At 28.3% G+C, this 24,447-nt stretch carries 20 protein-coding genes, 1 pseudogene, 1 riboswitch and 1 other annotated feature; of the genes and pseudogenes, 16 read left to right on the forward strand and 5 right to left on the reverse strand.

The genetic code is table 11. From position 1 onward, the window contains the following. The first annotated feature begins 59 nt into the window (after window positions 1-59). Window positions 60-2,486, forward strand: a complete 2,427-nt coding sequence (locus KGF52_RS13370; protein WP_227840524.1) for a diguanylate cyclase domain-containing protein — start codon at window positions 60-62, stop codon at window positions 2,484-2,486. Between the two features lie 132 nt (window positions 2,487-2,618). On the opposite strand, the gene KGF52_RS13375 is transcribed toward KGF52_RS13370, so the two are convergent. Beyond that, the gene (locus KGF52_RS13375; protein WP_227840525.1) at window positions 2,619-3,983 is read right to left on the reverse strand and encodes an amidohydrolase; all 1,365 of its coding nucleotides are present in this window, start codon (window positions 3,981-3,983) and stop codon (window positions 2,619-2,621) included. A gap of 159 nt (window positions 3,984-4,142) precedes the next feature. Beyond that, the gene (locus tag KGF52_RS13380; protein ID WP_227840526.1) at window positions 4,143-5,486 is read right to left on the reverse strand and encodes an NCS2 family permease; all 1,344 of its coding nucleotides are present in this window, start codon (window positions 5,484-5,486) and stop codon (window positions 4,143-4,145) included. A 72-nt stretch (window positions 5,487-5,558) separates the two neighbouring features. Further along, window positions 5,559-5,660: riboswitch (purine riboswitch) on the reverse strand. Window positions 5,661-5,992: 332 nt separating this feature from the next. Here KGF52_RS13380 and KGF52_RS13385 point away from each other — a divergent pair. The 3 genes from KGF52_RS13385 (at window position 5,993) to KGF52_RS13395 (ending at window position 9,448) form a co-directional block, all read left to right on the forward strand. Then, window positions 5,993-6,646: a pentapeptide repeat-containing protein gene (locus KGF52_RS13385; RefSeq protein ID WP_227840527.1), complete on the forward strand. Its 654-nt coding sequence runs from the start codon at window positions 5,993-5,995 to the stop codon at window positions 6,644-6,646. 140 nt (window positions 6,647-6,786) lie between these two features. Next, on the forward strand, window positions 6,787-8,058 hold the full coding sequence (gene brnQ, locus KGF52_RS13390; RefSeq protein WP_227840535.1) for a branched-chain amino acid transport system II carrier protein: 1,272 nt from the start codon (window positions 6,787-6,789) through the stop codon (window positions 8,056-8,058). Window positions 8,059-8,260: 202 nt separating this feature from the next. Then, window positions 8,261-9,448 (forward strand): DUF3798 domain-containing protein, encoded by a 1,188-nt coding sequence (locus KGF52_RS13395; protein WP_227840528.1) that lies wholly within the window; start codon window positions 8,261-8,263, stop codon window positions 9,446-9,448. A 152-nt stretch (window positions 9,449-9,600) separates the two neighbouring features. On the opposite strand, the gene KGF52_RS13400 is transcribed toward KGF52_RS13395, so the two are convergent. Beyond that, window positions 9,601-11,625 carry a sigma-54 interaction domain-containing protein gene (locus KGF52_RS13400; RefSeq protein WP_227840529.1) on the reverse strand — a complete coding sequence of 675 codons (2,025 nt, stop codon included), beginning with the start codon at window positions 11,623-11,625 and terminating at the stop codon, window positions 9,601-9,603. Between the two features lie 386 nt (window positions 11,626-12,011). On the opposite strand from KGF52_RS13400, the gene KGF52_RS13405 reads away from it, so the two are divergent. From KGF52_RS13405 to KGF52_RS13435, 7 genes are all read left to right on the forward strand, one after another. After that, window positions 12,012-12,680 carry a nucleoside recognition domain-containing protein gene (locus tag KGF52_RS13405; protein ID WP_227432369.1) on the forward strand — a complete coding sequence of 223 codons (669 nt, stop codon included), beginning with the start codon at window positions 12,012-12,014 and terminating at the stop codon, window positions 12,678-12,680. A 1-nt stretch (window position 12,681) separates the two neighbouring features. Next, entirely contained in the window at window positions 12,682-13,167 is a 486-nt protein-coding gene (locus KGF52_RS13410) for a YjiG family protein (protein WP_227482732.1), read from the forward strand. 58 nt (window positions 13,168-13,225) lie between these two features. Next, on the forward strand, window positions 13,226-14,347 hold the full coding sequence (locus KGF52_RS13415; protein WP_227840530.1) for a M20 peptidase aminoacylase family protein: 1,122 nt from the start codon (window positions 13,226-13,228) through the stop codon (window positions 14,345-14,347). A gap of 284 nt (window positions 14,348-14,631) precedes the next feature. Continuing rightward, a complete protein-coding gene (locus KGF52_RS13420) occupies window positions 14,632-15,822 on the forward strand; it encodes a MalY/PatB family protein (RefSeq protein ID WP_227840531.1) in 1,191 nt (396 codons plus the stop codon). A gap of 138 nt (window positions 15,823-15,960) precedes the next feature. Continuing rightward, window positions 15,961-16,216 (forward strand) — a binding site (T-box leader). Window positions 16,217-16,274: 58 nt separating this feature from the next. Beyond that, on the forward strand, window positions 16,275-17,276 hold the full coding sequence (asnA, locus tag KGF52_RS13425; RefSeq protein WP_227829214.1) for an aspartate--ammonia ligase: 1,002 nt from the start codon (window positions 16,275-16,277) through the stop codon (window positions 17,274-17,276). A gap of 191 nt (window positions 17,277-17,467) precedes the next feature. Next, a complete protein-coding gene (locus KGF52_RS13430) occupies window positions 17,468-17,857 on the forward strand; it encodes a DUF1232 domain-containing protein (RefSeq protein WP_227840532.1) in 390 nt (129 codons plus the stop codon). A 161-nt stretch (window positions 17,858-18,018) separates the two neighbouring features. Then, complete coding sequence (locus KGF52_RS13435; RefSeq protein WP_227829212.1) at window positions 18,019-19,221, forward strand: dicarboxylate/amino acid:cation symporter; 1,203 nt, start codon at window positions 18,019-18,021, stop codon at window positions 19,219-19,221. A 125-nt stretch (window positions 19,222-19,346) separates the two neighbouring features. Here the strand turns inward: KGF52_RS13435 and KGF52_RS13440 are convergent, their stop codons facing one another. Beyond that, a complete protein-coding gene (locus KGF52_RS13440) occupies window positions 19,347-20,423 on the reverse strand; it encodes a pyridoxal phosphate-dependent aminotransferase (protein WP_227840533.1) in 1,077 nt (358 codons plus the stop codon). Window positions 20,424-20,651: 228 nt separating this feature from the next. On the opposite strand from KGF52_RS13440, the gene hpt reads away from it, so the two are divergent. The 5 genes from hpt to KGF52_RS13465 all read left to right on the forward strand — a co-directional run bounded on the left by hpt (window position 20,652) and on the right by KGF52_RS13465 (window position 24,161). Next, window positions 20,652-21,179, forward strand: a complete 528-nt coding sequence (gene hpt / locus KGF52_RS13445; RefSeq protein ID WP_227432377.1) for a hypoxanthine phosphoribosyltransferase — start codon at window positions 20,652-20,654, stop codon at window positions 21,177-21,179. 88 nt (window positions 21,180-21,267) lie between these two features. Next, window positions 21,268-22,200, forward strand: a complete 933-nt coding sequence (locus KGF52_RS13450) for a phosphatase PAP2 family protein (RefSeq protein WP_227829210.1) — start codon at window positions 21,268-21,270, stop codon at window positions 22,198-22,200. 69 nt (window positions 22,201-22,269) lie between these two features. Continuing rightward, window positions 22,270-23,496 carry an NAD(P)/FAD-dependent oxidoreductase gene (locus tag KGF52_RS13455; RefSeq protein WP_227840534.1) on the forward strand — a complete coding sequence of 409 codons (1,227 nt, stop codon included), beginning with the start codon at window positions 22,270-22,272 and terminating at the stop codon, window positions 23,494-23,496. A gap of 83 nt (window positions 23,497-23,579) precedes the next feature. Next, window positions 23,580-23,801 (forward strand): alpha/beta-type small acid-soluble spore protein, encoded by a 222-nt coding sequence (locus KGF52_RS13460; RefSeq protein WP_227432380.1) that lies wholly within the window; start codon window positions 23,580-23,582, stop codon window positions 23,799-23,801. 189 nt (window positions 23,802-23,990) lie between these two features. After that, window positions 23,991-24,161: a hypothetical protein gene (locus tag KGF52_RS13465; RefSeq protein WP_227829208.1), complete on the forward strand. Its 171-nt coding sequence runs from the start codon at window positions 23,991-23,993 to the stop codon at window positions 24,159-24,161. A 97-nt stretch (window positions 24,162-24,258) separates the two neighbouring features. Here KGF52_RS13465 and KGF52_RS13470 read toward each other — a convergent pair. Next, window positions 24,259-24,447, reverse strand: a pseudogene (locus KGF52_RS13470) (hypothetical protein); the annotation flags it as partial.

Genomic DNA, 24,447 nt, shown 5'->3' on the forward strand with positions numbered 1-24,447 from the left:
ATAACAATAGTTATCTTGACCAAGAAGCCACCACTTCAAACATTACCGTAGGTAGTTAAGTGGATGGTAGTTCACATCCTATGGGTAAATTAATTGAAAGTATAGAGAAAATAAGAGATGGAGATACAAGTATAAGATTCAATAATGATAAAAATAATGAATATACTGAAATTGCTACCACTTTTAATAATTTAATTGATACAATGGTAAGTAACTCTGAAGAACTTAAAAGAATAAATGATGACTTAGAAGTGTTGACTGCAAATATTCCTGGAGGAGTATATAAGTATAGTTGTGATGGAAATTACATATTTAGCTTTATAAATGAAGGATATCAAAAATTGTTAGGATATACAAAAGAAGAGTTTGAATCATTTTTCGATAATAAATTGTTAAATGTTATATATGAAGGTGATCGTAAACTGGTTAAAAATGCACTAGAAAAACAATTAAAAAATAGCAATATACTTGAAGTTGAATATAGAGTTGTTCGCTCTGATGGAGAAATACTTTGGTTATTAGATAAAGGCCAAATAGTGAAGGATAAATATGGGAAGCCTTGGGTTTATTGTGTTGTAATTGATATTACATCAAGTAAGTCGGCTCAAGAGCAGTTGGATATAAGTGAAGAGTGCTATAGAATTGTTATGGAGCAAGAAAATAATATTGTTTTTGAATGGAACTTAAATACAGATACAGTAAATATTTCTGACAATTGGGAAAAGAAATTTGGATATAAACTAGTTAGAAGTAATTTAATTGAAGGTATATTGAAAAATGAAATCATCTATAAAGATGATATACAGAAGTATTTAGACCTTTTTACAAATGCTATAAAAGGTGATAACCCATATCATGAAAAAGAACTTAGATTTAGAAAAGGAAAAGATAAATATATTTGGTGTAAAGTTAGATTATCTAGTATTATTGATAAGTATAGTCAATGTACACGTATTATCGGTGTTGTTGTAGATATAGATAAAGAAAAACGAAAAAATGAAGAACTTGAAAATAGAGCCCAAAGGGATTTGCTTACAGGACTGTATAATAAAATCACAGCAGAGGATTTAGTTAGAAAATACATAGAAAATGAAGGAAAAAACCTTAAAAGTGCATTATTTATAATCGATATTGATGACTTTAAAGGAATTAATGATAATTTAGGCCACTTATTTGGAGATGCAGTTTTAAATGATATATCATCTAAATTTATAAATATATTTAGAGAAGATGATATTATTGGGCGTATAGGTGGAGATGAATTTTTAATTTTTTTAAAGGATTTACATTCAGAAAAAGTATTAAAAAAAAAGGCAGATGAATTAATAAATCTATTTAGACGTTCATTTACAGGAAAAAATAAAGATTATAAGATTTCTGGAAGTATAGGGATATCTATTTATCCTGATAATGGTAAAAATTTCAAGGATATTTTTAGATGTGCAGACAATGCACTTTATTTTGCAAAGGGAAAAGGCAAAGATTGCTATTGTATATATGAAAATAATAGCAAAATTATGGATAATGGATTAATAAAAACCAAAACCTTTAATTCTGTCTTAGGTGGAGAAGAAAATATTGATGAAGCGTACAAAACTAAGTCAACATTTAGACAGAATTTTTATGAATATATATTTAGAATTTTATATGAGTCCAAAGATGTTGATACAGCAGTAAATTTTATATTAGAATTAGTTGGTAAAACTTATGATGTAAGTCGTGCATATATATTTGAAAATTCAGATGATAATCTTTACTGTAGCAATACATTCGAATGGTGCAATGATGGTATTAACCCAGAGATAAGTAATCTTAAAAAAGTATCATATAGTTTATTTGATGATTATAAACAAAATTTTAATGATAGAGGAATTTTTTACTGCAAGGATATATCTTCACTTGATGATGGGTTATATAAAATTTTGAAAGTACAAGGGATAGTATCTATGTTACAATGTGCAATCTTAGATGAGGGCGAATTTAGTGGATATGTAGGCTTTGACGAATGTAATGGAAATAGATTTTGGACAAAAGAGGAAATAGAATCCTTGACATTTATATCAGAAATATTAAGTATATTTTTAATTAAAAAGCGTAAAGAAGATAAATTAATAAAATCTTATAAAACTATAAAAGCAGTTATGGATAATTTGAATTCATGGACTTATGTGATAAACAAGAATACATATGAGCTTTTATTTATAAACCAAAAGACCTTGAGTATAGCTCCAAACACAGAGATAAATCAATTATGTTATAAAGCATTTTGGAATATAGATAAACCATGTGAAGTTTGTCCAATGAATGAACTTAGCGAGGAAAAAAGTTTTTGTATAATAGAATTGTATAATGATAATCTTAATGTTTGGACTAGTGCTAATGCTTCATATATTGAATGGAATGAAGAAAAAAGTGCGTGCCTAATGTGCTGTAATGATATAACTAAATATAAAGAAAATGAATCTAAACCTGAACCTAATTGTTAGTGATATATTTATAGTATAATACTACTACTATTTTTATTTTAATAAAATATAGCATAAAAAAACCAATTGTTTTGTAAGTAGACTATACAAGTTTACTTGAACTAGTATCTCTACAAAACAATTGGTTTTATACTATTTTATAATTTTAAATTTAGAAGGAATTTTAACTTCTGATTTTTCTTTTATTTTAGAAGCTTGTTTTTTAACTTTTTCCAATAACTCAGATTCATTTACAACTAATACCTTTCTTTCTTTCATAAGCCACTTTCCATCACAAATTGTAGAATCTACATTTTCGCTAGTCATAGAATACACTATGTTTCCAATTGGATTATGCATTGGTAAGCAATGAATTGTATCTGGATTAAGAATAATCATATCTGCTTTTTTGCCAACTTCAAGACTACCAATTTCTTTTTCAAGTAAAGCACATTTTGCTCCATTTATAGTAGCCATTTCTAATATTTGTTCAGCTGGAATAACTGTTGGATTTAAAGTTCTTCCTTTATGTATTAATGAAGTTAAATACATATCTCTCATTAAATCCATTCTATTATTTGAAGGTGCCCCATCCGTACCAATTGAGACTGGAATTCCTTTTTCTAGCATTTCAGGAATTGATGCAAAACCTAGTACTACTTTCATAGCTGCACCAGGGTTATGGGAAACTTTTACATCATGCAATCTGAACAAATCAATTTCTTTATGAGTAAGCCAAACTGTATGAGCAGCTAAAAGGTTTGGACCCAAAACACCTAACTTATCAAGATATTCAACTGTTCCAACTCCAGTATTTTGTTTTACAAATGAAATTTCATCAGCTATTTCAGCTATATGCATGTGTATACCTGTGTTGTATTTGTCAGCTAATTGTTTAGTTCTAACAAGTAAATCCTCAGTTGTATTAAAAATAGTTCTTAAAGCAAACCATATTTTAATTCTTTCATTAGATGTATTATTAAACTTATGGAATAAATCTAATTGAGTGTTGATTTCTTCATCAGTAGTTTTTTGCCATGCTTCAGGAAGACCGTCTCCTGTATCCATAACTGACTTAGCTAGACATGCTCTAACTCCAGTTTTATCAACAGCTTCAACCATAGCATCGACATATTGACCACCAGACTCTAAAAATGTAGTAACACCAGATTTTATTAGTTCTACACAACATGCAGTAGATGAGATTAAAGAATCTTCGTAATTAAAGCTACTTTCATATGGCCAGATTCTTTCTCTAAGCCATGTTAAAAGCACAACATCATCAGAAAGACCACGACCTAATTGTTGAGATAAGTGAACATGTGTATTGACTAACCCTGGCATTAATATTTTTCCATTAGCATCGTATATTTCAGCATCTGTATCTACAATATTATTATCAAATTTACCAACTTTTTTTATAATATTGTCTTCAATAAGTATACTTCCATTCTCATATACTTCTCTATCTGTATTCATAGTGATTAGATATGCATTTTTTATAAGTAATTGTGACATAAATATCATCCCTTTTCTATGTATTTTTTTATCTATCTATATATTATGATAATAAATTTTATATATAAAGTTAATAGCAAAATCAATTTAGATATAAAATTGATTTTGCTATTTGTAAATTAAAAATAAATAAGCTTTTAATATATCAAAACTAAAATACTAACTTAGTACTAAGTTTACAACTGCAAGTATTCCTATAACCCAAAGTGTGATACTAATTTTATCAGTTTCTTTAGCTACAACATGCATTATTATATATGAAATAAATCCAAAACACAAACCAATACTTATACTATAAGTTAGAGGCATCAATAAAACTGTAACAAAAGCAGGGACTGCTATTTTACTATCAGCAAAATCGATTTGTTTTATACTTTCAAACATGAATACCCCAACCATAACAAGTGCAGGTGCAGCAGCATAAGTGGGAACTATACCAAGTAATGGTGTAAATATAAGTGTAGCTAAGAATAATGCTGCTGTTACTACAGAAGCAAGTCCAGTTCTTGCACCTGCTGCTATACCAGAAGCTGATTCTCCGAATGTTGTAACTGTGCTAGTTCCTAAAAACGAACCTATTAAAGTAGAAGAAACATCTGCATATAACATTTTTCCAAGGTCTTTTATTTCTCCATTTTCATCTTCAAGACCCATCTGCTTGCAACAAGTGATAAGGAATGCTAATGAATCAAACATGTCTATAAACATGAAAGAGAATATAGGTCCAATTAATGAGAATTTTAGTGCTCCTACAATATCTAATTTAAAAGCAATTGGTGCTATACTTGGTGGCGTTGAGATTATTGCTGTTGGTAATTCTACAAATCCACATATAATAGATATTACTGTTGCGACTACTATACTTATTAATATTCCACCTTTAATTTTTTTGTATTCTAATATCGCCATTAAGATAAGTGCAAAAAGAGCTATTAAAACTGTTGGTGTAAAATCTGCAAGTGAAACTATTGTATCTGGGTTTGCAATTATAACCCCCATGTTTTTTAAACCGACAAAAGCAAGGAAAAGACCTATACCTGCTGAAGATGCTACTGCTAATTCTCGAGGAATTGCATCAGCAATTGTCTTTCGTAGACCTGTTACTGCGAGTGTGAAGAATACACATCCAGATAAGAACACAACTCCAAGACCTGTTTGCCATGGAATTCCTGCTCCTATAACCAATGAATATGTGAAGAATGCATTTAGACCCATACCAGGTGCTAGTGCAAATGGTGCATTTCCTAAAATTGCAAATATCAGTGTACCAATGGCTGTAGCTAATATAGTAACTGTTATAAGTGCTGCTTTATCCATACCAGCCTCAGATAATATTGCTGGATTTACGAAAACTATGTATGCCATTGTTAAGAATGTAGTAACTCCACCTATTATTTCTGTCTTAAGGTTAGAGCCACGTTCGCTGAATTTAAACATTTTGTCTAAAAAGCTTAATGATGAATTATTTCCACCTGGTTGTACATTATTATTGTTTGGTACCATTTTTACCTCCAAAAAACTTTAAAATATAAACAAAAAAATATATATTCATATAGATAGAATAGAATATATATTTAAAATTAACATTCTATTCATAGAAAACTCATTTAAGGTGAGTTTGTAGAGACTATTAGACCATATTACTAATATTATATGAACATTTTCTATTTGTTTTTCTGTTGTATTATATCGTAATATTGTATTATTTACAATAAATTTAAAGAAATTATTCGTTTTTTTGTCGATTTTATAAAAAATTGAGGTCATTTTTTATAAAAAATAATTATTTCTAAAGATAAATATTACAGAAGTATAATAAATGTTATACTTTTATAACATTTATGTTATTAATGGAAATTCATTATAAATAAGTTTGTGATATAATTATAAATGTACTGAATACAAGAATATTTCGTAAAAACTTTTTAATATATTGAAAGTACATATAATAGTTTAATATAATAATAAAAATGAATTTAAAAATAATATAATTTATAGTGGAGGAGAAAATGACTAAAATTATTAAAGTACAAAAGCCTAAATTTACAGGGGAATTAGAAAATGTTGAAAATATTGAAGCTGTATTAGATGATATATTCAATGATGAAAAAATATTTAATAAAACTATAGAAAATGAGGTTATAAGTGATTTGGATATTACAAGAGCAAGTTTTGAATCTTGTATATTTAGAAATGTATCCTTTGAAAATTGTAATTTAAAAAAGATTGACTTACTTGATGTAGTATTTGAAAACTGTAATTTATCCAATACATCTTTCGATGGAGGAAGTATATACAGAGTTGAATTTAAAGACAGTAAATTAATAGGAGTTAGATTGGATGATTGTATACTTAAAAACGTATTATTTAAGGATGTTTTAGGTAGATATTCTAACTTCTCTTTTTCTAAGTTTAAGATAGTTTCTATTTTAGATTCAAATTTTGAAAGTTCTGTGTTTCAGGAAGTAAAAAATGAAAATTTAGTATTCGAGTATACAAATTTAAAAAAAGCAAATTTTAATGGAACTAAACTTTCTGGAGTAGATTTTACTACTAATAATATTGAAGGTATTGAAGTAGGAATAGATGATATTAGAGGAGCTTGCTTTGATGTGTCACAAGCAATCGATTTAACAAAACTGATGGGAATTATCATAAAATGAAAATTATATTCAAATATTAAATTGGGAAAGCGTTAACAATGTGAGAATTTTTACCAGATTGACATTTTTATGAAAATAAAGTAAGATTATCTTAATATTCAAAATATTTTCAAAGGGGGTAGTTTGGTGTGAGTAAGCAGATGAGAGATATTTTTATAGTTGGTTTTGCTTTGTTTTCTATGTTCTTTGGCGCAGGAAATCTTATGTTCCCTCCATTCTTAGGAATGGAATCCGGTAAAGACTGGTTAATTCCTCTTGTTGGCTTTGTTGTTGCAGATGCTGGTATAGCAATGCTTGTTATCATAGCAACAGCAAGATGTAAAGGAAGCATGGATGATGTACTTAGAAGAGCAGGTAAAGGATTAGCAAGAGTAATGAGTGTGGCTGCTCTAGCATGTTTAGCACTTCTTGTTATACCAAGAACTTGTGCAACAACATATGAAATGGGTATTATACCTATATTTGGAGACCATGGAGCAGTAGCTAAAGCAGTATTTTCAGTAATATTCTTTGGTTTAACTTTAGCATTTACGATTAGGTCTTCTAAAGTTATAGACATAATAGGTAAATATTTAACTCCAGCGTTATTATTAGTATTATTTGTTCTAATTGTAAAAGGGATAATCTCTCCAGCAGGACCTATGAGTCCAGAACATATGATAGATAAAAATCTATTTGGTGAAGGGATATCACAAGGTTATCAAACAATGGATGCTCTAGGTGCAGCATCTATGGCTACTATAATGTTAATGTCTATAGTGGCTAAAGGATATACATCAGATAAAGACCAAATAGGCATGACTATTAAAGCTGGTTTTGTAGCCTGTGTATTCTTGGCATTAGTATACGGTGGTCTTACTTATCTAGGAGCAACAGCTTCAACTTTATATGATACTAGCATACCTCAAGCATCTTTATTAGTTGAGATAACTAGTATACTATTATATGGTCAAGTAGGAAAGGTAATTTTAGGTGTAATTGTAGCACTTGCCTGTTTAACTACTTCTACAGGTTTAACAGCATCAATTTCAACTTATTTTGAAGGAATAAGTAAAGCAACTTATAAACAACTAGTTATAGGTATATGTGTGGCTAGTATGCTTATATCTAATTTAGGTGTTGATGCTATAATAGCTATATCAGTTCCAATTCTACAAACAATATATCCTGTTTTATTGGCAATAGTTATCATGGAATTGGCTGGTAAACATATAAAAAATGATAATGCATTTAAAGGTGCAGCATATGTTACATTACTAGTTAGTGTATTATCAGCTGTAAATGGAATGACAGGAGCTGTTCCATTTATACAAAGTTTACCACTTGCAGGTTTGGGCTTTAACTGGGTAATACCAGCTATATTGGGTGGAATAGTTGGTAACTTCATAAAAAGCAACAAACAAATAGCATAGTAATTTATAATTAATTTAATTTTATAATATATATTTTTTTTAGTACTATGGGTAGATTTAATTAAAATCTAATCTACCCATAGTACTTTTTAGATTGGATTATAATAGTTGGGATATAATTTTTTATAATATAATTTTTCTTTGAAGTATGATAAAATTAGTAATAGTGATAAGAAAGTACAAATTTAGGAGGTTTTAATTAATGCTTAAAAAAATAACAGCATTTATGCTATCTATATGTTTAATCATTGGACTTACAGGCTGTAGCTTAGTTACTGGCAAAAATGATAAAGAGAAAATCATTGATGATTTTAAAGTTGCAGTAGTAACTCAGCCATTATCTGAAAATAAAGTACAATACAATATAGTAGAAGATTTAGCCAAAGAGTATAAGGAAGCTAATGAAACTGATAAAGAAAAAGATGGTGAAGCTAGAGTTGAGCGAACTATAAAACATGTTGTGTTGCCAGAAAACTTTACTTCTAATATAGATAAGTCTATAAATGAAATAGTAAAATTGACTGATGATGAAGAAATTCAGGCAATTGTAGTATCAACAGACCAAGTAGGTCTTTTACCAGCATTACAGAAGGTAAAAGAAAAGCGTCCAGAAATAATAACTATCTCAGCTCCTATGGGAGAGGACAAAAACCAATTGAGTCAATATGTAGATGTAAATCTAGGGATTGACACAGAGGAAAGAGGAAAGTTATTAGTTGAACGTTCAAAGGAAATGGGAGCAAAAGCTTTTATTCATTATGCATCTAAGGATGATTTGAAAGATGCTGATATCGCCAAAAGACTGGAAAAAATTAAAGAGACTTGTAGAAACTTAGGAATGCAATTTGTACAAGTTAATACACCAAATGTAAATACAGAAGAAGATAAAGGCAAAATGAAACAATTTTTAAATGAAGATATTGATAAACAAGTTAAGAAGTATGGAAAAGATGTAAATGTATTTGGTGTAAATGAGTACATGGATGAAGTTATATTAACTAAAGCTTTAGAGTTAAAATATATAGTTGCAGAGCAAAGTAATCCATCACCAGTGGAGACATACCCTAGCGTTATGGGATTTAAAATATCTAAAAAAGATGCCCAAAATTATGATAAGATAAATGATGTGATAAGTGAAAAGGCTAAAGCTGCTGGCATGTCAAATAGACTTGGTGGATATCCTATGCCAATGGATGCTTTTATACCATCATTAGCAACTTATCTTGCAACTGAAATGGTACTTCAAGATTTTACACAAGAAGATGTATGTGACCCAGACTATCTAGAGGCGTTTGCAGAATTAAAATTTGGTATTGGTTCAGAATTTACACCTTTAACAGAGGCACTTTATAATTATCAATCAGTAATATTAAATCAATTAATATATTAATATTAAAAGCTATGAAATTAATAATAAAAATTATTATTTCATAGCTTTTTTGCTGAAAGTATATTTTATTATTTTATAATCAGTTATAGTAAAAATAAAATTTATGATTATAAATATAAATTTTGAAGTAGTAAATTTGAATTACTATAAAACTAAAATATATTGTTTTCTATAATTTTTATACCTTTTTCGGTGATAGAGCTACCTTTTCTTCCTTTACCAGGGGTTAAATATTCATTAAATGTCAAATATTCTAGCATATTTCTTACTTCATATTCTGTGACATTATGCTCCATAAATTTCATGAGTTTTGCTCTTCCCATAGGTTTTATATATAGTGACTTTAGGATAGCAATACATATATTTTTGTCATATTGATTTAAATCATGAAATATAGATGTATTTCCTAACATATGATGATTATTTAATTTTGAAGATATATTTTGTGGCAGGTCATTTATCGTAAGTTGATTAGAACCCATATAAGCCATATATTCAATACAATTTCTCAATTCTCTAATATTTCCCATCCAAGTATAAGAATTTAAAGCCCTTAAGAGACTTTTATCAAGTTTAATATTTTTATAGGGAAGTTCTTTTAAAAATGATTCCAAAAGAAGTGGTATATCTTCCAATCTGTTTCTAAGAGGAGGCAACTCTAATGTGAACATACTTATCCTGTAAAACAAATCCATTCTAAATTTATTTTCTAAAATTAATTTTTCTAGGTTTTTATTTGTAGCAGCCAGTATTCTTACATCAATTGGAATAATATTTGTACCACCAATCTTTCTGATTTCTTTTTCTTGTAAAACTCTTAAGAGCTTTACTTGTAAATCATGTGGCATATCTCCTATCTCATCTAAAAATATGGTTCCAGTATGAGCTAATTCAAATAATCCCTTCTTTCCACCTTTTTTTGCTCCAGTAAAAGAACCATCTTCATATCCAAACAGTTCACTTTCAAGTAATTCACTTGGAAGTGAAGCACAATTTATTGCTACAAAAGGTTTATTTTTTCTATGAGAATGGTTGTGTATTGATTGAGTAAAAGCTTCTTTACCAGTACCTGTTTCGCCAGTTATTAGTATGGGGTTATCTGTAAGAGCCATTTTTTTTGCTTTTTTTATACAGTCTTTTATAACAGCACTATTTCCAATTATATTATTGAACTTATACTTGGCTATATAACCTCTTTTAACAGAGTCACTTCTTATTTTTTGCTCTAGTATTTCTATCTTGCTTACATCTTTTAATGTAATTAAGCAACCTTCTATATTTTTATAAAGATAAAATGGTTTTTTTGATAGTATAAATTTCTTGTCTATTTCATCTATGTATATAATCATATTATCTATGTTTAGATTTTTCGTGATTTTATCTAAAAAACTCTTTGGTAAAGATTCCATTAAAGAAGGTGATTTTATGAGTCTTTCATCTAAGTCTAACATGCTTAGTAAAGATTTATTTACAAATGTGACCTTGTTAAATGTATTGAAAAATATTAATCCATCTCCAATTTCATCAATAGTCATATAGAGTATAGTTTTTAATTTAGATATATTATCTAATGATGTATTTAAAAAATCATGACTAAGTGTTTCCTTAGATAGCTTGTATAGTTTTTCTATAAACTTCTCGTTTTTTAGCTTTAATACTACTAGTAACGACATATATGTATCTAATGAAATTTTTCTCCAACCTAAGTCAACGATGTTTTTTATATATTTTGGTATAAATCTGGTCTGACCTGGTGTTATAGCTGTATCTAAATCATATATTTCTTCACAGTTTGGGTATGTTGGTACAAAATCAATATGATTTATTCCTATTTTATATAAATAAGTAGCCATTTCAAACGCTGAAGTTTTATTGGTAGTCATAAGTAATGATTTTGTGCCTGGAGGTAGTTTCATCATTTTCTCATATCCAAGCTTTGAAAGTGCTTTTGTTCCATGGATAATTTCAATATCTTCCTTGAAATGCTTTATTAAAAAATTACTAGTTAAAGGTGATAGAGAAAGAACTACATCACCCTCTAAATTCTCTCTTATACCATCAAGTATATTTTGTGTTTCTATACTTATTTCATCTCCAAAAAAGCTTATTAACTCTTCTTTGTAGTGGTCAGCATTTAATTTATCATATGTTATAAGAATTAATTTTTTTCTGTCCATTTTATTTCTCCTAACTAAGGTAATATTTAGTTTGCTTTTTTAAGAGCAGAACAAGTTATATTATACAACAAATAACATGATAAATTTATACATTTAGCTAAATAATAGGTTTTTGTAGGTTTTTATCCTATAAAAACCTATTTATAAAATTAGTTTTAAAAATTATATAGAAAAATCTTTATAATATAAAGATTTTTCTACTGTATGCCAATAAAAGGTACATAAATAGAAGTTTAAAAAGTTAGCAATTGCAAGCTGTTCATGTGATGAAAAAATTAACAATAAAAAAACAAATGAAAAAATATTATTATTAAAGTATTGGCATGGGTTTTGCTTAATAAAAAGGTGTACTAATAAAATTTATTTAAGCAGGAGGGAGAATTTATATGAGCAAACTAGAATCAACAACAGAAAAAATAGAAGTTAAATGGTATGGGTATGTAGCATTAATATTAGGAGCATTATTCTTTTCAGGAATATTTAAAGATGCACCTGGAGCATTAAAAGTACTAGATTTTAATAATGTATTAGGAAACTTTGGTTCATTGGGAACAGTTAATGATGGTGTAGGTACATTAGCTGCAAACTTCAGAGGGGATGGAGGGACTGGTCCTCGTGATGGATGGCTATATGCATTAACTTTAATACCATCAGTTATGTTTGCGCTTGGAATAGTTAGAGTTATAGACCACTTAGATGGTATGAAAGCAGCACAAAAACTTCTTAGTCCACTATTAAAACCATTACTAGGATTACCTGGATTTGCAGGATTAACTTTAATAGCTAGTTTACAATCTACAGACGCTGCTGCATCTATGACTAAGGAACTTAAAGATGATGGATATATAGATGAAAAACAAAAAGCTGTTTTCTGTGCATTTCAATTTTCTGGTGCATCTGCAATCACGAATTTCTTTGCTTCAGGAGCAGCATTGTTCCCATTTATAGGCGATGTTCCAATATTTATACCACTTGCCTTAATATTAATTATGAAATTTGTTGGAGCAAACTTACTTAGATTATACTTAAATAAATTCGAAAAGGAGGAAGCTTAATATGAGTGATATAGCAAAGAAAGAGGTAAAAGTTAAAAAAGGAAATGTGATAGATGCATTTATTGGTGGAGCTAGAAATGGGTTTCAAATAAGCACAAATTCAATGGCTCCAAATGTTATATTTGGTTTTGCTATAATTTCTATATTCAATTTAACTGGTCTTTTGGATATAATAGGAACAATTTTCACACCTGTAATGAGCATATTTGGACTTCCAGGCGTTGCAGCAACTGCAATAATGACGATATTTATATCAATGGGAGGAGCTTCTGGGGTAATAGCTGGCTTGTTTACAGCAGGTCAAATAAATCAAGCACATGTTGCAATACTTTTACCAATGTTATTACTTTCAGGAGCTCAGATACAATTTATGGGTAGACTGTTAGGAACAGCTGAATTAAAAACTAAATACTATCCACATATGTTCATAATAGCAACTTTAAATGGATGTATTGCAATGCTTATAATGAATTATTTTGTAGTATAGATAACATATGAAAAAAGTAATACAGGATAAAAATTAAAATTTATGGAGGTATTATATTATGGAAAATAATAAAAGTTATATTGACTATGTACATAAGGTGTATGATTATTTGCATACAATTCCAGAAAAAGGATTTGAAGAATACAAGACATCTACATTTATTTTAGAAGAACTTAAAAAAATGGGATTTGAAAATATAGATGAAGGTGTTGCAGAAACTGGTATTATAGTAACAATAGACTCTAAAAAAGAAGGACCAGTATTTGCTATAAGGGCAGATATAGATGCATTAGAATTTATAATAGATGGAGAAAAGAAAATGATACATGCTTGTGGTCATGATGGTCACACTTCAATGCTTCTAACGGCTGCAAGATTAATAAAAGAAAGGGACTTGGTAAAAAAAGGAAAACTTAAAATAATTTTTCAACCAGGTGAAGAAAAACTTTATGGGGCATTAAGAGTAATAGACTCTGGTTTATTAGATGATGTTGAAGAGATGGTAGGTATGCATTTAAGACCTGGGCAAGATTGTAGATTAGGAAAGGCCATACCTGCAATGTATCATTGTGCCAGTTGCATAATGGAATTTAGTATTAAAGGTATTACTTGTCATGGTTCTAAACCACACTTGGGTGTAAATGCAGTAGATGCTGTCTGTTTAGCAGTAAATGCAATAAATGCAATAAGAGTAAATCCAGCTGTTCCAAATTCTATTAAAGTTACAAATATATCAGTTAAAGGGGAGACATATAATAATATACCAGATGAAGCTTTTATGGCTTTAGATATAAGAGCAGAGAGTAATGAGATAATAGAAGAATTAAAAGAAAAAGCTATTCATGCTATAAAAACCGCTGCAAGTTCTATAAACGCAGAGGCTATACTACTTTCAAAAGATGGAGTTCCAGCAGCAGAGTTTGATGAAGGTCTTGTAAGTTTAGCTGAAGAAACTATTAAAGATGTACTTGGTGAAGATGCATCTATAGGTGTATTTAAAAACTCTGGTGGAGAAGATTTTCACTATTATACTCAAAAACTAAAATGTAAGACTACATATATTGGACTGGGTGCTGATGCTACACCAGGATTTCATAATCCTAATGTGACATTTGATACTAAAGCTTTAGAATATGGAGTTGATATCTGGTGCAGACTAGTTGAAAAGAGATTAGGATAAGGTTTTAGATTAATTGCTTTGTATTTAAAAGTTTTTTAAAATTATGAAAAGAGAATTTTTATGTTATTTGCAATATTATTGACATAAAAATTCTCTTTTTATTTTGTTGCAATGAAGTTATTTTTACAATATCGAAAAAATCTATTACAGGAAAAATATGTATATTTTAAATCTATTAAAGCAAAAAGTGTTATTATTATAGTGTGTAGAGTGGTAAAATGTCATTAGATTACAAGTAGTGACAAATTTAATATTTATAGAATTTATATTTTTAGGAGGTTCAAATGAGTAAATATAATTTTGATAGACTTATAGACAGAGTCGGAACAGACTGTGTAAAGTGGGATTTTAGAACTAATTGTTCACCAAAATCGCAAAAAGATGGTTTACCTTTTTGGATTGCAGATATGGATTTTGAATGTGCAGAACCAATAATAGAAGCATTACATAAAAAAATTGACCACAAAATATTTGGATATAGTTCTAATAATAGTGATAAATACTTCGATGCAGTTTGTGGATGGTATAAAAGAAGATTTAACTGGGAAGTAAATAGAGACGATATTGTTTTTAGTCCTGGAGTTGTACCTGCTGTTGCTATTTTAGTAAGAATATTAACAGACTTTGGAGAAGGAGTAATAGTTCAAAAACCAGTATATTATCCATTTGAAGCAAAGATAAAAAGTAATAATAGGGAAGTTGTAAACAATTCTCTAATATATGAAAATGGAAGTTATAGAATGGATTACGCTGATTTAGAAGAAAAAGCTAAGTGTGACAATAATAAAGTACTTATTCTTTGTAGCCCTCACAATCCTGTTGGTAGAGTATGGAGAGAAGAAGAATTAAAAAAAGTTGTAGAAATATGCAAAAAATATGACTTATGGATAATAGCAGATGAAATACACTCTGACTTAATTCGAAAAGGATTTAAACATACTCCTTTACAATCATTATGCCCAGAATATAAAGAGAAAATAGTTACATGTATAGCTCCAAGTAAGACATTTAATTTAGCTGGAATGCAATTATCCAATATAATAGTGAATAATAAAGAGTTAAAGAAGAAGTATCAAGATGAAGTTACAGCTGTTGGAGTTGGTACTTCACCAAATCCTTTTGCTATTGTAGCTACTATAGCAGCATATAATGAAAGTGAAGATTGGCTTGATGAATTAAATGAATATCTAGATAATAATATAAAATTTATTGATGAGTATTTAAAAGAAAACTTACCAAAAGTTAAACTTGTTTATCCAGAAGGAACATATCTAGCTTGGTTAGACTTTACTGCTTATGGATTAAATGAAGTAGAACTTGAGGATTTAATGTTAAAAAAAGCCAATGTATTATTTGATGAGGGTTATATATTTGGAAAAGAAGGTATTGGGTTTGAAAGAATAAATGTAGCATGCCCACAGTCTCTATTAAAAGAATGTATGGATAGATTAAAAACTATATTTGAAAACTTATAAAGCATAGGTAAAAATTTATAAAGTATACAAAAAAATAAAAAATAATAAACTTGACAAAATTCAACTAATCACTTATCATACTATTATGAATAAATAGAAAACATAAAAGTTAACTTTTATTAAAGTAAAGATAAGACTTTAAAGACGTTGAAAGGAAGAGTAGGTATAGAATGTAATTAAAGCGAGTTGGTGATGGTGTGAGACCAATATGAAGTCTATAGTGAAGAACATCCTGGAGTTGCTAACTGAAATTTTAAAAGAGTAGGCTTAGTCGGAACCAAACCGTTATCATATTGGGATGTATCGAGTAATATCTGTACATTATGAGCTGGGTTTGAATTTATTTCAAACTAATCAGGGTGGTACCGCGGAAAAGCAACCTTTCGTCCCTTTTTATAGGGATGAGAGGTTTTTTTAATGGAAAAATATATAAAATATAGGGAGTGAATAGTATGAGTACAATAATACCAAAAGATTATAAAAGTAGTCTAAATGTAATTGATACACAAGTAGCTATAAAAAAATTAAAAGATTTTTTTGAAATGAGATTGAGTAATGAGTTGAATCTAATAAGAGTTTCTTCACCATTATTTGTATTGCCTGAGACAGGGGCAAATGATAATTTAAATGGAGAAAAAGCAGTAAGTTTTGATATACCATTTATGGATAAAAATGCAGAAATTGTTCAATCACTTGCAAAATGGAAGAGATTAGCTCTTAAAAAATATGGTTTTGCAGTTGGAAGTGGTTTATATACAGATATGAATGCAATAAGAAAAAATGAAGAATTGGATAATATACATTCTTTATATGTAGACCAATGGGACTGGGAATTAGTTATAGAAAAAAGTAGCAGAAATGAAAAAACTTTAGAAGATGTTGTAAAAAGATTATATGGAGTATTTAAAGATACTGAAATATTTGTGTGTAGTATGTATGAAGGTATAAAAGAAATTTTACCAGAAGAAATAACATTTATAACATCACAAGAATTAGAAGATATGTATCCAGAGCTATCACCAAAAGAGAGAGAAGATAAAATTGTAAAAGATAAAAAAGCTGTATTTATAACACAAATAGGAAAGACATTAATATCAGGAGAAAAACATGATGGAAGAAGCCCTGATTATGATGATTGGGAATTAAATGGAGATATACTATTTTATAACCCTGTTCTAGATTCTGCATTAGAATTATCATCAATGGGAATTAGAGTTGATGAAGAATCACTAGATAGACAGTTAAAGCTTGCTGGATGTGAAGATAGAAAAGAATTTGATTATCATAAAATGCTTTTAAATGGTGAGCTTCCATATACAATTGGTGGAGGAATTGGTCAATCAAGAATATGTATGTATTTCTTGCAAAAGGCACATATAGGGGAAGTGCAAGTTGGAGTATGGCCACAAGATATGATTGAAAATTTTAGAAACGCAGGAATTGAGTTGTTATAATAAAAAATAAATTAATATTATTGTAAAAATTATAAATGATTTAAACTACTTAAGTCATGATATAACATTCTATATGTAAGCAATACAATTTAAATATAAAATAATTAATAAAATTTATATCTAAAATATTCATCAAATTAATTATATCGGTTATAATGTAGAGTAACCTATGATTATAAGAGGTGATGAATATGGAACTTTTAAAAAGAGCTATTGATATAATTTTAGATACTTTAAAAAAAATTTTAGTAAGATTTAAAAATGCTAAGTTTGGATTACTTTTTATATTTGATTTATTTAAACTACCAGACTTTATGACGGAGAAAAGAATAAATATAATTAATAAGGTCAAAGTAGTTTCTGTATTAGTTTTTACTGTATCCTATTTTGTATCTGGGATTGATATAATACCTGAAATGCTCGCGGGAGTATTTGGATTTATAGATGATGCTATAGTATTAATTTGGAGTATAGGTATTGTGAATGAAGAAATTAATAAATACAGAATCATTGCAAAAAAGGAGAAACATTCAAATATAATTGAAAATGTAGAATTTTCTATAAAAGATGAAGAAGAATAACATTTTATAAGTGTTATTCTTTTTTTTATTAACAAAAAATGGTTAAAATGTTGACGGAGAGATAAAACTCTATTATCATAAGAAGTGGGGATTCAATGATTGACAAAGTATTCAATGTACAAGAATACTTAATCTAAAAAAATTTATGGAGGGTAAAAGTTATGAGTAAGAAAAAGATAGGTTTAGTGCCTAAACTAATCATCGGTATCATAGTCGGTATTTTAATCGGAAGTTATGCACCAGAAATAATAGTTCAAATATTAGTAACAGTTAGTACTTTATTCTCAGCATTCTTAAAGTTTGTTATACCATTTATAATTATAGGATTTGTAACAGCAGGAATAGCTGACTTAGCAACAGGAGCAGGAAAGTTATTAGGAATAACTACAGGAATAGCATATGGTTCTACTTTAATTGCAGGAGTATTGTCATTTGCAGTATCTATGTTAATATTTCCAAATTTTATTGATGCAAGTGTAGCAAGTCAAATTGGAGACCCAGAAGCAGGAATGTTAGCACCAATATTTACAATTCCACTAGAGCCTATGGTAGATGTAACAGCAGCAATAGTGTTTGCATTTGTAATGGGGCTTGGAATATCAGCTTTGAGAAATCATGGAAAAGGAGAAGTTCTATTTAATTTCTTCCAAGAATTCCAAGAAATCGTAACGAAAACGTTGTCAACAGTAATTATACCTTTACTACCATTATACATAGCAGGAACTTTTGCAAATATAACTATAGCAGGACAAGTATGGACAATATTAGGAGTATTCTGGAAAGTTTATTTAGTAGTAATACCATTACACTTTGTATATATGGCATGTCAATTCACAGCAGCAGGAGCATTCTCAGGAAAGAATCCAATCAAAATGTTAAAAAATCAAATACCTGGATATTTAACAGCTATAGGTACTCAATCTTCAGCAGCAACTATACCAGTTAATGTTGGTTGTGCAGAAAACAATGGAGTAAGTAAGCAAATAAGAGAATTCGTTGTACCTCTTTGTGCAACAATACATTTATCAGGTAGTATGATATCTATAACAGGATTTACAACAGCAGTTTTAATGATGAATGGTATGCCACATGGAATCGATGTATTATTCCCTTACATTGCAATGTTGGGTATAGCAATGGTTGCAGCACCAGGAGCACCAGGAGGCGCTATAATGAGTGCACTTCCTTTCTTACCAATGGTTGGAATCCCATCAGATGGTGGTCTTGCGAGCTTAATGATAGCTTTATACTTAACTCAAGATAGTTTTGGTACAGCATGTAATGTATCAGGAGACAATGCAATAGCAGTTGTTGTAGACCAAATAAATGATGGAATGAGTAAAAAAGGAAAACAAAGCGCTTAATTTCTTAATAAATAAAAATGAGTTATCTCAAAAAGAGATAGCTCATTTTTTTATAATTTATAATTATAAACCCTTAATTATTGTATTATTTGAACTATTTGTGCTAATCTGTATCTAGTCTTTTTCTATTTGAAAATTGTTTTAAGAGATGATATTAGTAATTTATTTTCATCAGGCTTTAGTATACATACTCTAAAAAAATATTCATCTAAACCTTCAAATGAGCAGCAATCTCTTATTATTATTTTTTGTGGAATTAGTTTTTCACGAAGGGATTTAGCTGTCAATTCATGAGTTTTGATTTTACATAATATAAAATTACCTTGAGTATCATATACATCTAGATTGTCTATGCTTTTAAGCTCCTTAAGTAAGTAATTTCTCTCAGTATTCATTAAGGAAATAGTATTAGAGATAAAGTTTGAATCTCTAAACATGATTTCTCCCATCTTAGAGGCCACTATATTGATATTCCATAAATCTAAGTTGTTATTTATTTTATTCTTAACATCATTATCAGATATAAGGCCATATCCAAGTCTTATGCCTGGTGTTGAAAAAAACTTTGATGTTCCTCTTATAACAAATAAATTAGAATAATCATCAACTAATTGAGTAGAAGAGTATATGTTTGTATCAGTAAACTCTACATAAGTTTCATCAATCATTAAAAACTTATCTGTGTTTTTTAATAGTTCTCTTATTTCTATTTTAGTAAATGCAAATCCAGTTGGATTACTAGGATTGCAGATTACAACTAAATCATAGTCTTTAGAATTAATAGTCTTTATAAGATTTTCTAATTCTATATGAAAATCATATTCTTCTTTAGCAAAATATTTATCTATAGAACAATTAATTTTAGATAGTTCTTTTTCATACTCTGAATAAGCAGGAGAAAGCAAAAGAGCTTGTTTAGGGTTAATTGTATGTATAAAAGATGAAATTAATTCTGTAGCTCCACTACCAAGTACTATATTATCTATAGAACACTTACAGTAGTTAGATATAGAAGTTTTTAAGTCTATGTAATCAGGGTCAGGATACATAGATACTATATCTATATTGTTTACAATGTATTGTTTGGCTAAATCTGATGTACCAAAAGGATTTATATTAGAACTAAAATCCATAAATTCTTCTTTTGAAAAGCCATACTTACTAGATAAACTATATAAATTAGCTCCATGGTTTGTGCTCATAAAAGTACCTCCAATAATAAAATTATATAATTAATAAAAATAACTGATTAATATATTTACATATAGATTATAATACAAAGGAATATTTATTCCAAATTTTTAAGAGAAAAAGCAAAAAAGTATGGATAAGCTGTTAATTTAGGTTTAAAAATGATGAAAAATATTTTAATTGATATTTTAGTATGCTATAATATATAGGTTAATAGATGGAAAGCGGGAGGATTCAAGATGTACAAAGTTACAGGAAAAATGTTGACAGAAGAACAGATAAAAGCAAAAGTTTATGAATTAGGTAAAAAAATAGAAGAAGATTTTAAAGGTGAAGATTTACTAGTAGTAGGTATCCTTAAAGGAGCTAGTGTATTTGTTTCAGATTTAATAAGATGTATAGATTTAGATGTAAATATAGATTTTATGAGTGTTACAAGTTATGGAAACTCAACAGAATCTTCTGGTACAGTTAAAATATTAAAAGATTTAGATGTAGATATTGAAGGAAAGAATGTGTTAATTGTAGAGGATATAATAGATTCTGGTTTAACATTAAGCAATCTAGTTGCAGCTTTAAAAACTAGAAACCCAAAATCTCTAAAACTATGTACTCTACTTGATAAACCTCAAAGAAGAAAAGCTAATATACCTGTAGACTATGTTGGATTTGTTATAGAAGATAAATTCATTGTTGGTTATGGAATAGATTATGCTGAAAAATATAGAAATTTACCTTATATAGGTATAGTTGAGGATGTAGAATAGACTTAAATGTGAATTAAAAGCACTAATCTCTGTAGGAGTTAGTGCTTTTTAATTAAGTATATAAAATTTTAGTAAAGGAGACATCGGTATGGATATTCAATTGAGTATATTATTATTTTTCCAGAGTTTAAGAAATCCAATTTTAAACTTTATATTTCTTGTATTTACAGTAAGTACAGAAGCTCCATTATTGATATTAATTACAGCAGTTATATATTGGTGTATAAATAAAAAATGTGGACAAAAAATGTTGTTCGCGATAGTTGGAAATTTTGTTGTGAATCTAGGTATCAAAGAATTTGTAAAGGCTCCTAGACCAATAGGTATAAAAGGTCTTGAATCACTGAGAGTTTCTACCGCTGGAGGATACTCTTTTCCAAGTGCACATACTCAAACTGCAACTACATTTTGGGTTAGTATTATGACTATATTTAAAAGAAACTATATACGTTTATTGGGTGCAGTGATGGTTTTAGGAGTAGGATTATCTCGACTATATTTAGCTGTTCATTGGCCTATAGATGTAATTGCTGGTTGGATACTTGGCATATTTTTTACAGTTGTATTTGTAAAAATATTTGACTATATCGATGATAATAAAAAATATATTTTTCTTGTAGCATTACTTATCCCATTTATATTAATAGCAATATTTCTAAAAAGCCCTGAATATTTTGAAAAATTTGGTATTCTAGTAGGGTTTGTATTTGGGTATATAGTTGAAGATAAATTTGTTAAATTTACTACAGAAAATAATAATAAAAAAATTAATTTTAGTAATAAAAATAAAAAGAGTAAAAACATGATATTTTCGAGAATTTGTAGGTTTTTGATTGGAATAGTCACAATAGGGATTTTATATGTTGCTATTAAAGTGTTGATTTCAATATTAATAACGACTTTAAATATAAGTGACTCTAGTATGAGTATAATTTTTATGAATTTTATTAAGTATACAGTGGTTGTTTTTTATGGAGTAGCAGGAGCTCCTGCATTGTTTAAAATTTTGAAATTAAATTAATTTAATTTGCACTATTGATAGATACTAATTTAATTTTAATAAAATTTAAGGATAGAAAAGAGTGATTATTTGAAGAAAATAGTAGTAATAGGCGGTGGACCAGCAGGGATGATAGCAGCATCAACTGCATCTGAAAGAGGGTTTGATGTAACTTTAATTGAAAAAAATCATAAGTTAGGTAAGAAGCTTGCAATAACAGGAAAAGGTAGATGCAATATAACTAATGATTGTGATATAGAGGAATTAATAGAAAATGTTCCTACAAATGGTAAATTCTTATATAGTGCTTTTTACACTTTTACAAACGATGATGTAATAAGTATGTTTAATAATCTTGGAGTAAAAACTAAAACAGAAAGAGGAAAAAGAGTTTTTCCAGAAAGTGATAAAGCTTTTGATGTTGTAAAAGCTCTTGAAAAACAAGTAAAAAACAAAAAAGTAAATATATTATTAAACTCTAGGGTAGAAAAAATAATATCTAAAAATAATAAAATCGAAAAAGTAATTCTAAACAATAAAAAAGAAATCAAGTGCGATTCAGTCATAATAGCAACTGGTGGATTAAGTTATCCACTTACTGGTTCTACTGGTGATGGATATAAATTTGCTGTTTCGCAGGGGCATACTATTGTAGATACAAAACCATCTTTGATTGGTATAGAAGTTCAAGAAGGTTTTGTAAAAGATTTAGAAAAATTATCATTAAGAAATGTCGAGATAAACGTGTTTAATAGTAAAAAAAAGAAAGTGTATAATGATTTTGGAGAACTTGAATTTACTAAATTTGGTTTAGATGGACCTATAATAAAGTCTGCAAGTTGTAGGATGAAAGATACAACTAAAGAAAATTATACTATACTGTTGGATTTAAAACCTGCATTAGACGAAGAAAAATTAGATAAAAGAGTTCAAAAAGATTTTCAAAAGTATACAAATAAAAAATTTGAAAAAGCATTGGATGACTTGCTTCCTAAAAAACTTATACCTATAATAATAAATTTAAGCGAGATTTCTCCAGATACAGTTGTTCATCAAGTTTCTAGAGAACAAAGAAAAAATTTAGTTCATTTACTAAAAAATTTAAAACTTACAGTAAAAAGATATAGACCTATTGATGAAGCAATAATAACTTCTGGTGGAGTAAAAGTGAATGAGATAAACTCAAGTACAATGGAATCAAAATTGGTAGAAGGTTTATTTTTTGCTGGTGAAGTAATAGACATAGATGCATACACAGGAGGATTCAATTTGCAAATAGCTTTTTCGACTGGATATTTGGCAGGTTTTAATTGCTAAAAATTACCTGAATTAAAAATGTTTAAAATCACATAATATTATCAGCAACACAAAATAAATTAAACAGAAGGAAGGTAATCAACATGGCAAGTAACAATAACAACAACAAAACAGTAGTACCAGGAGCAAAAGAAGCTTTAAACCAAATGAAATTAGAAATAGCTAATGAACTTGGTATGAGTAATTATCAACAAGTTGATAAAGGAAACCTTACTGCAAGAGAAAATGGTTATGTAGGTGGATACATGACTAAAAAATTAGTTGAAATGGCTGAACAACAAATGGCTGGAAAAAACAACAGATAGTTAATAAATAATTATTTATAACTATTAGGCTATTGTTATAGCTAGAGCTATCTCAAATATAGAAAGTAATTTCTAAATTGAGATAGCTTTTTTTTATTAAGTTTTATATGTCGATATTTTTATGTAATAAATTTTAGAAATCTGGATAAAATAGTACAAATGAATATATTACATAAGGAGTGATGTAAAATGAGTAGTGTAAACTTTGAAGATTTAAAAAATAAATTTATTAATAGTGATTTAGATGAAAAAATAAAAATCTATACAACAACAGAAGGATTATCAGTAGAACAGTTTAAAGAACTATTGAAATATTATCCAATACAACACTTATCTAAACTAGAAAAAGCTCTTGGGTAATGTCATATAGAAATAAAAATTAAAAAGGCAATTTATTTAATATAAAAAAATAGTTTTTATATTAAATAAATTGCCTTTTTATAATAAATTTATTTTATTATGCTTTTGATATATAATTATATATTCTCTCGTTTCCAAGTTCAATAGACCCAGTATTGATAAGTGTAATAATACCTTCTATATCCTTAGGAGTCAGGTACTTATATGGAATTGATAGATTATAACCAGTATCATGTAATAAATTTTTCAATTGAATTATCTGAGAGCTGTCTCTTATTACACATCT

It is taken from the genome of Clostridioides sp. ZZV15-6597 (assembly GCF_020657815.1).
GTDB lineage: Bacteria > Bacillota > Clostridia > Peptostreptococcales > Peptostreptococcaceae > Clostridioides.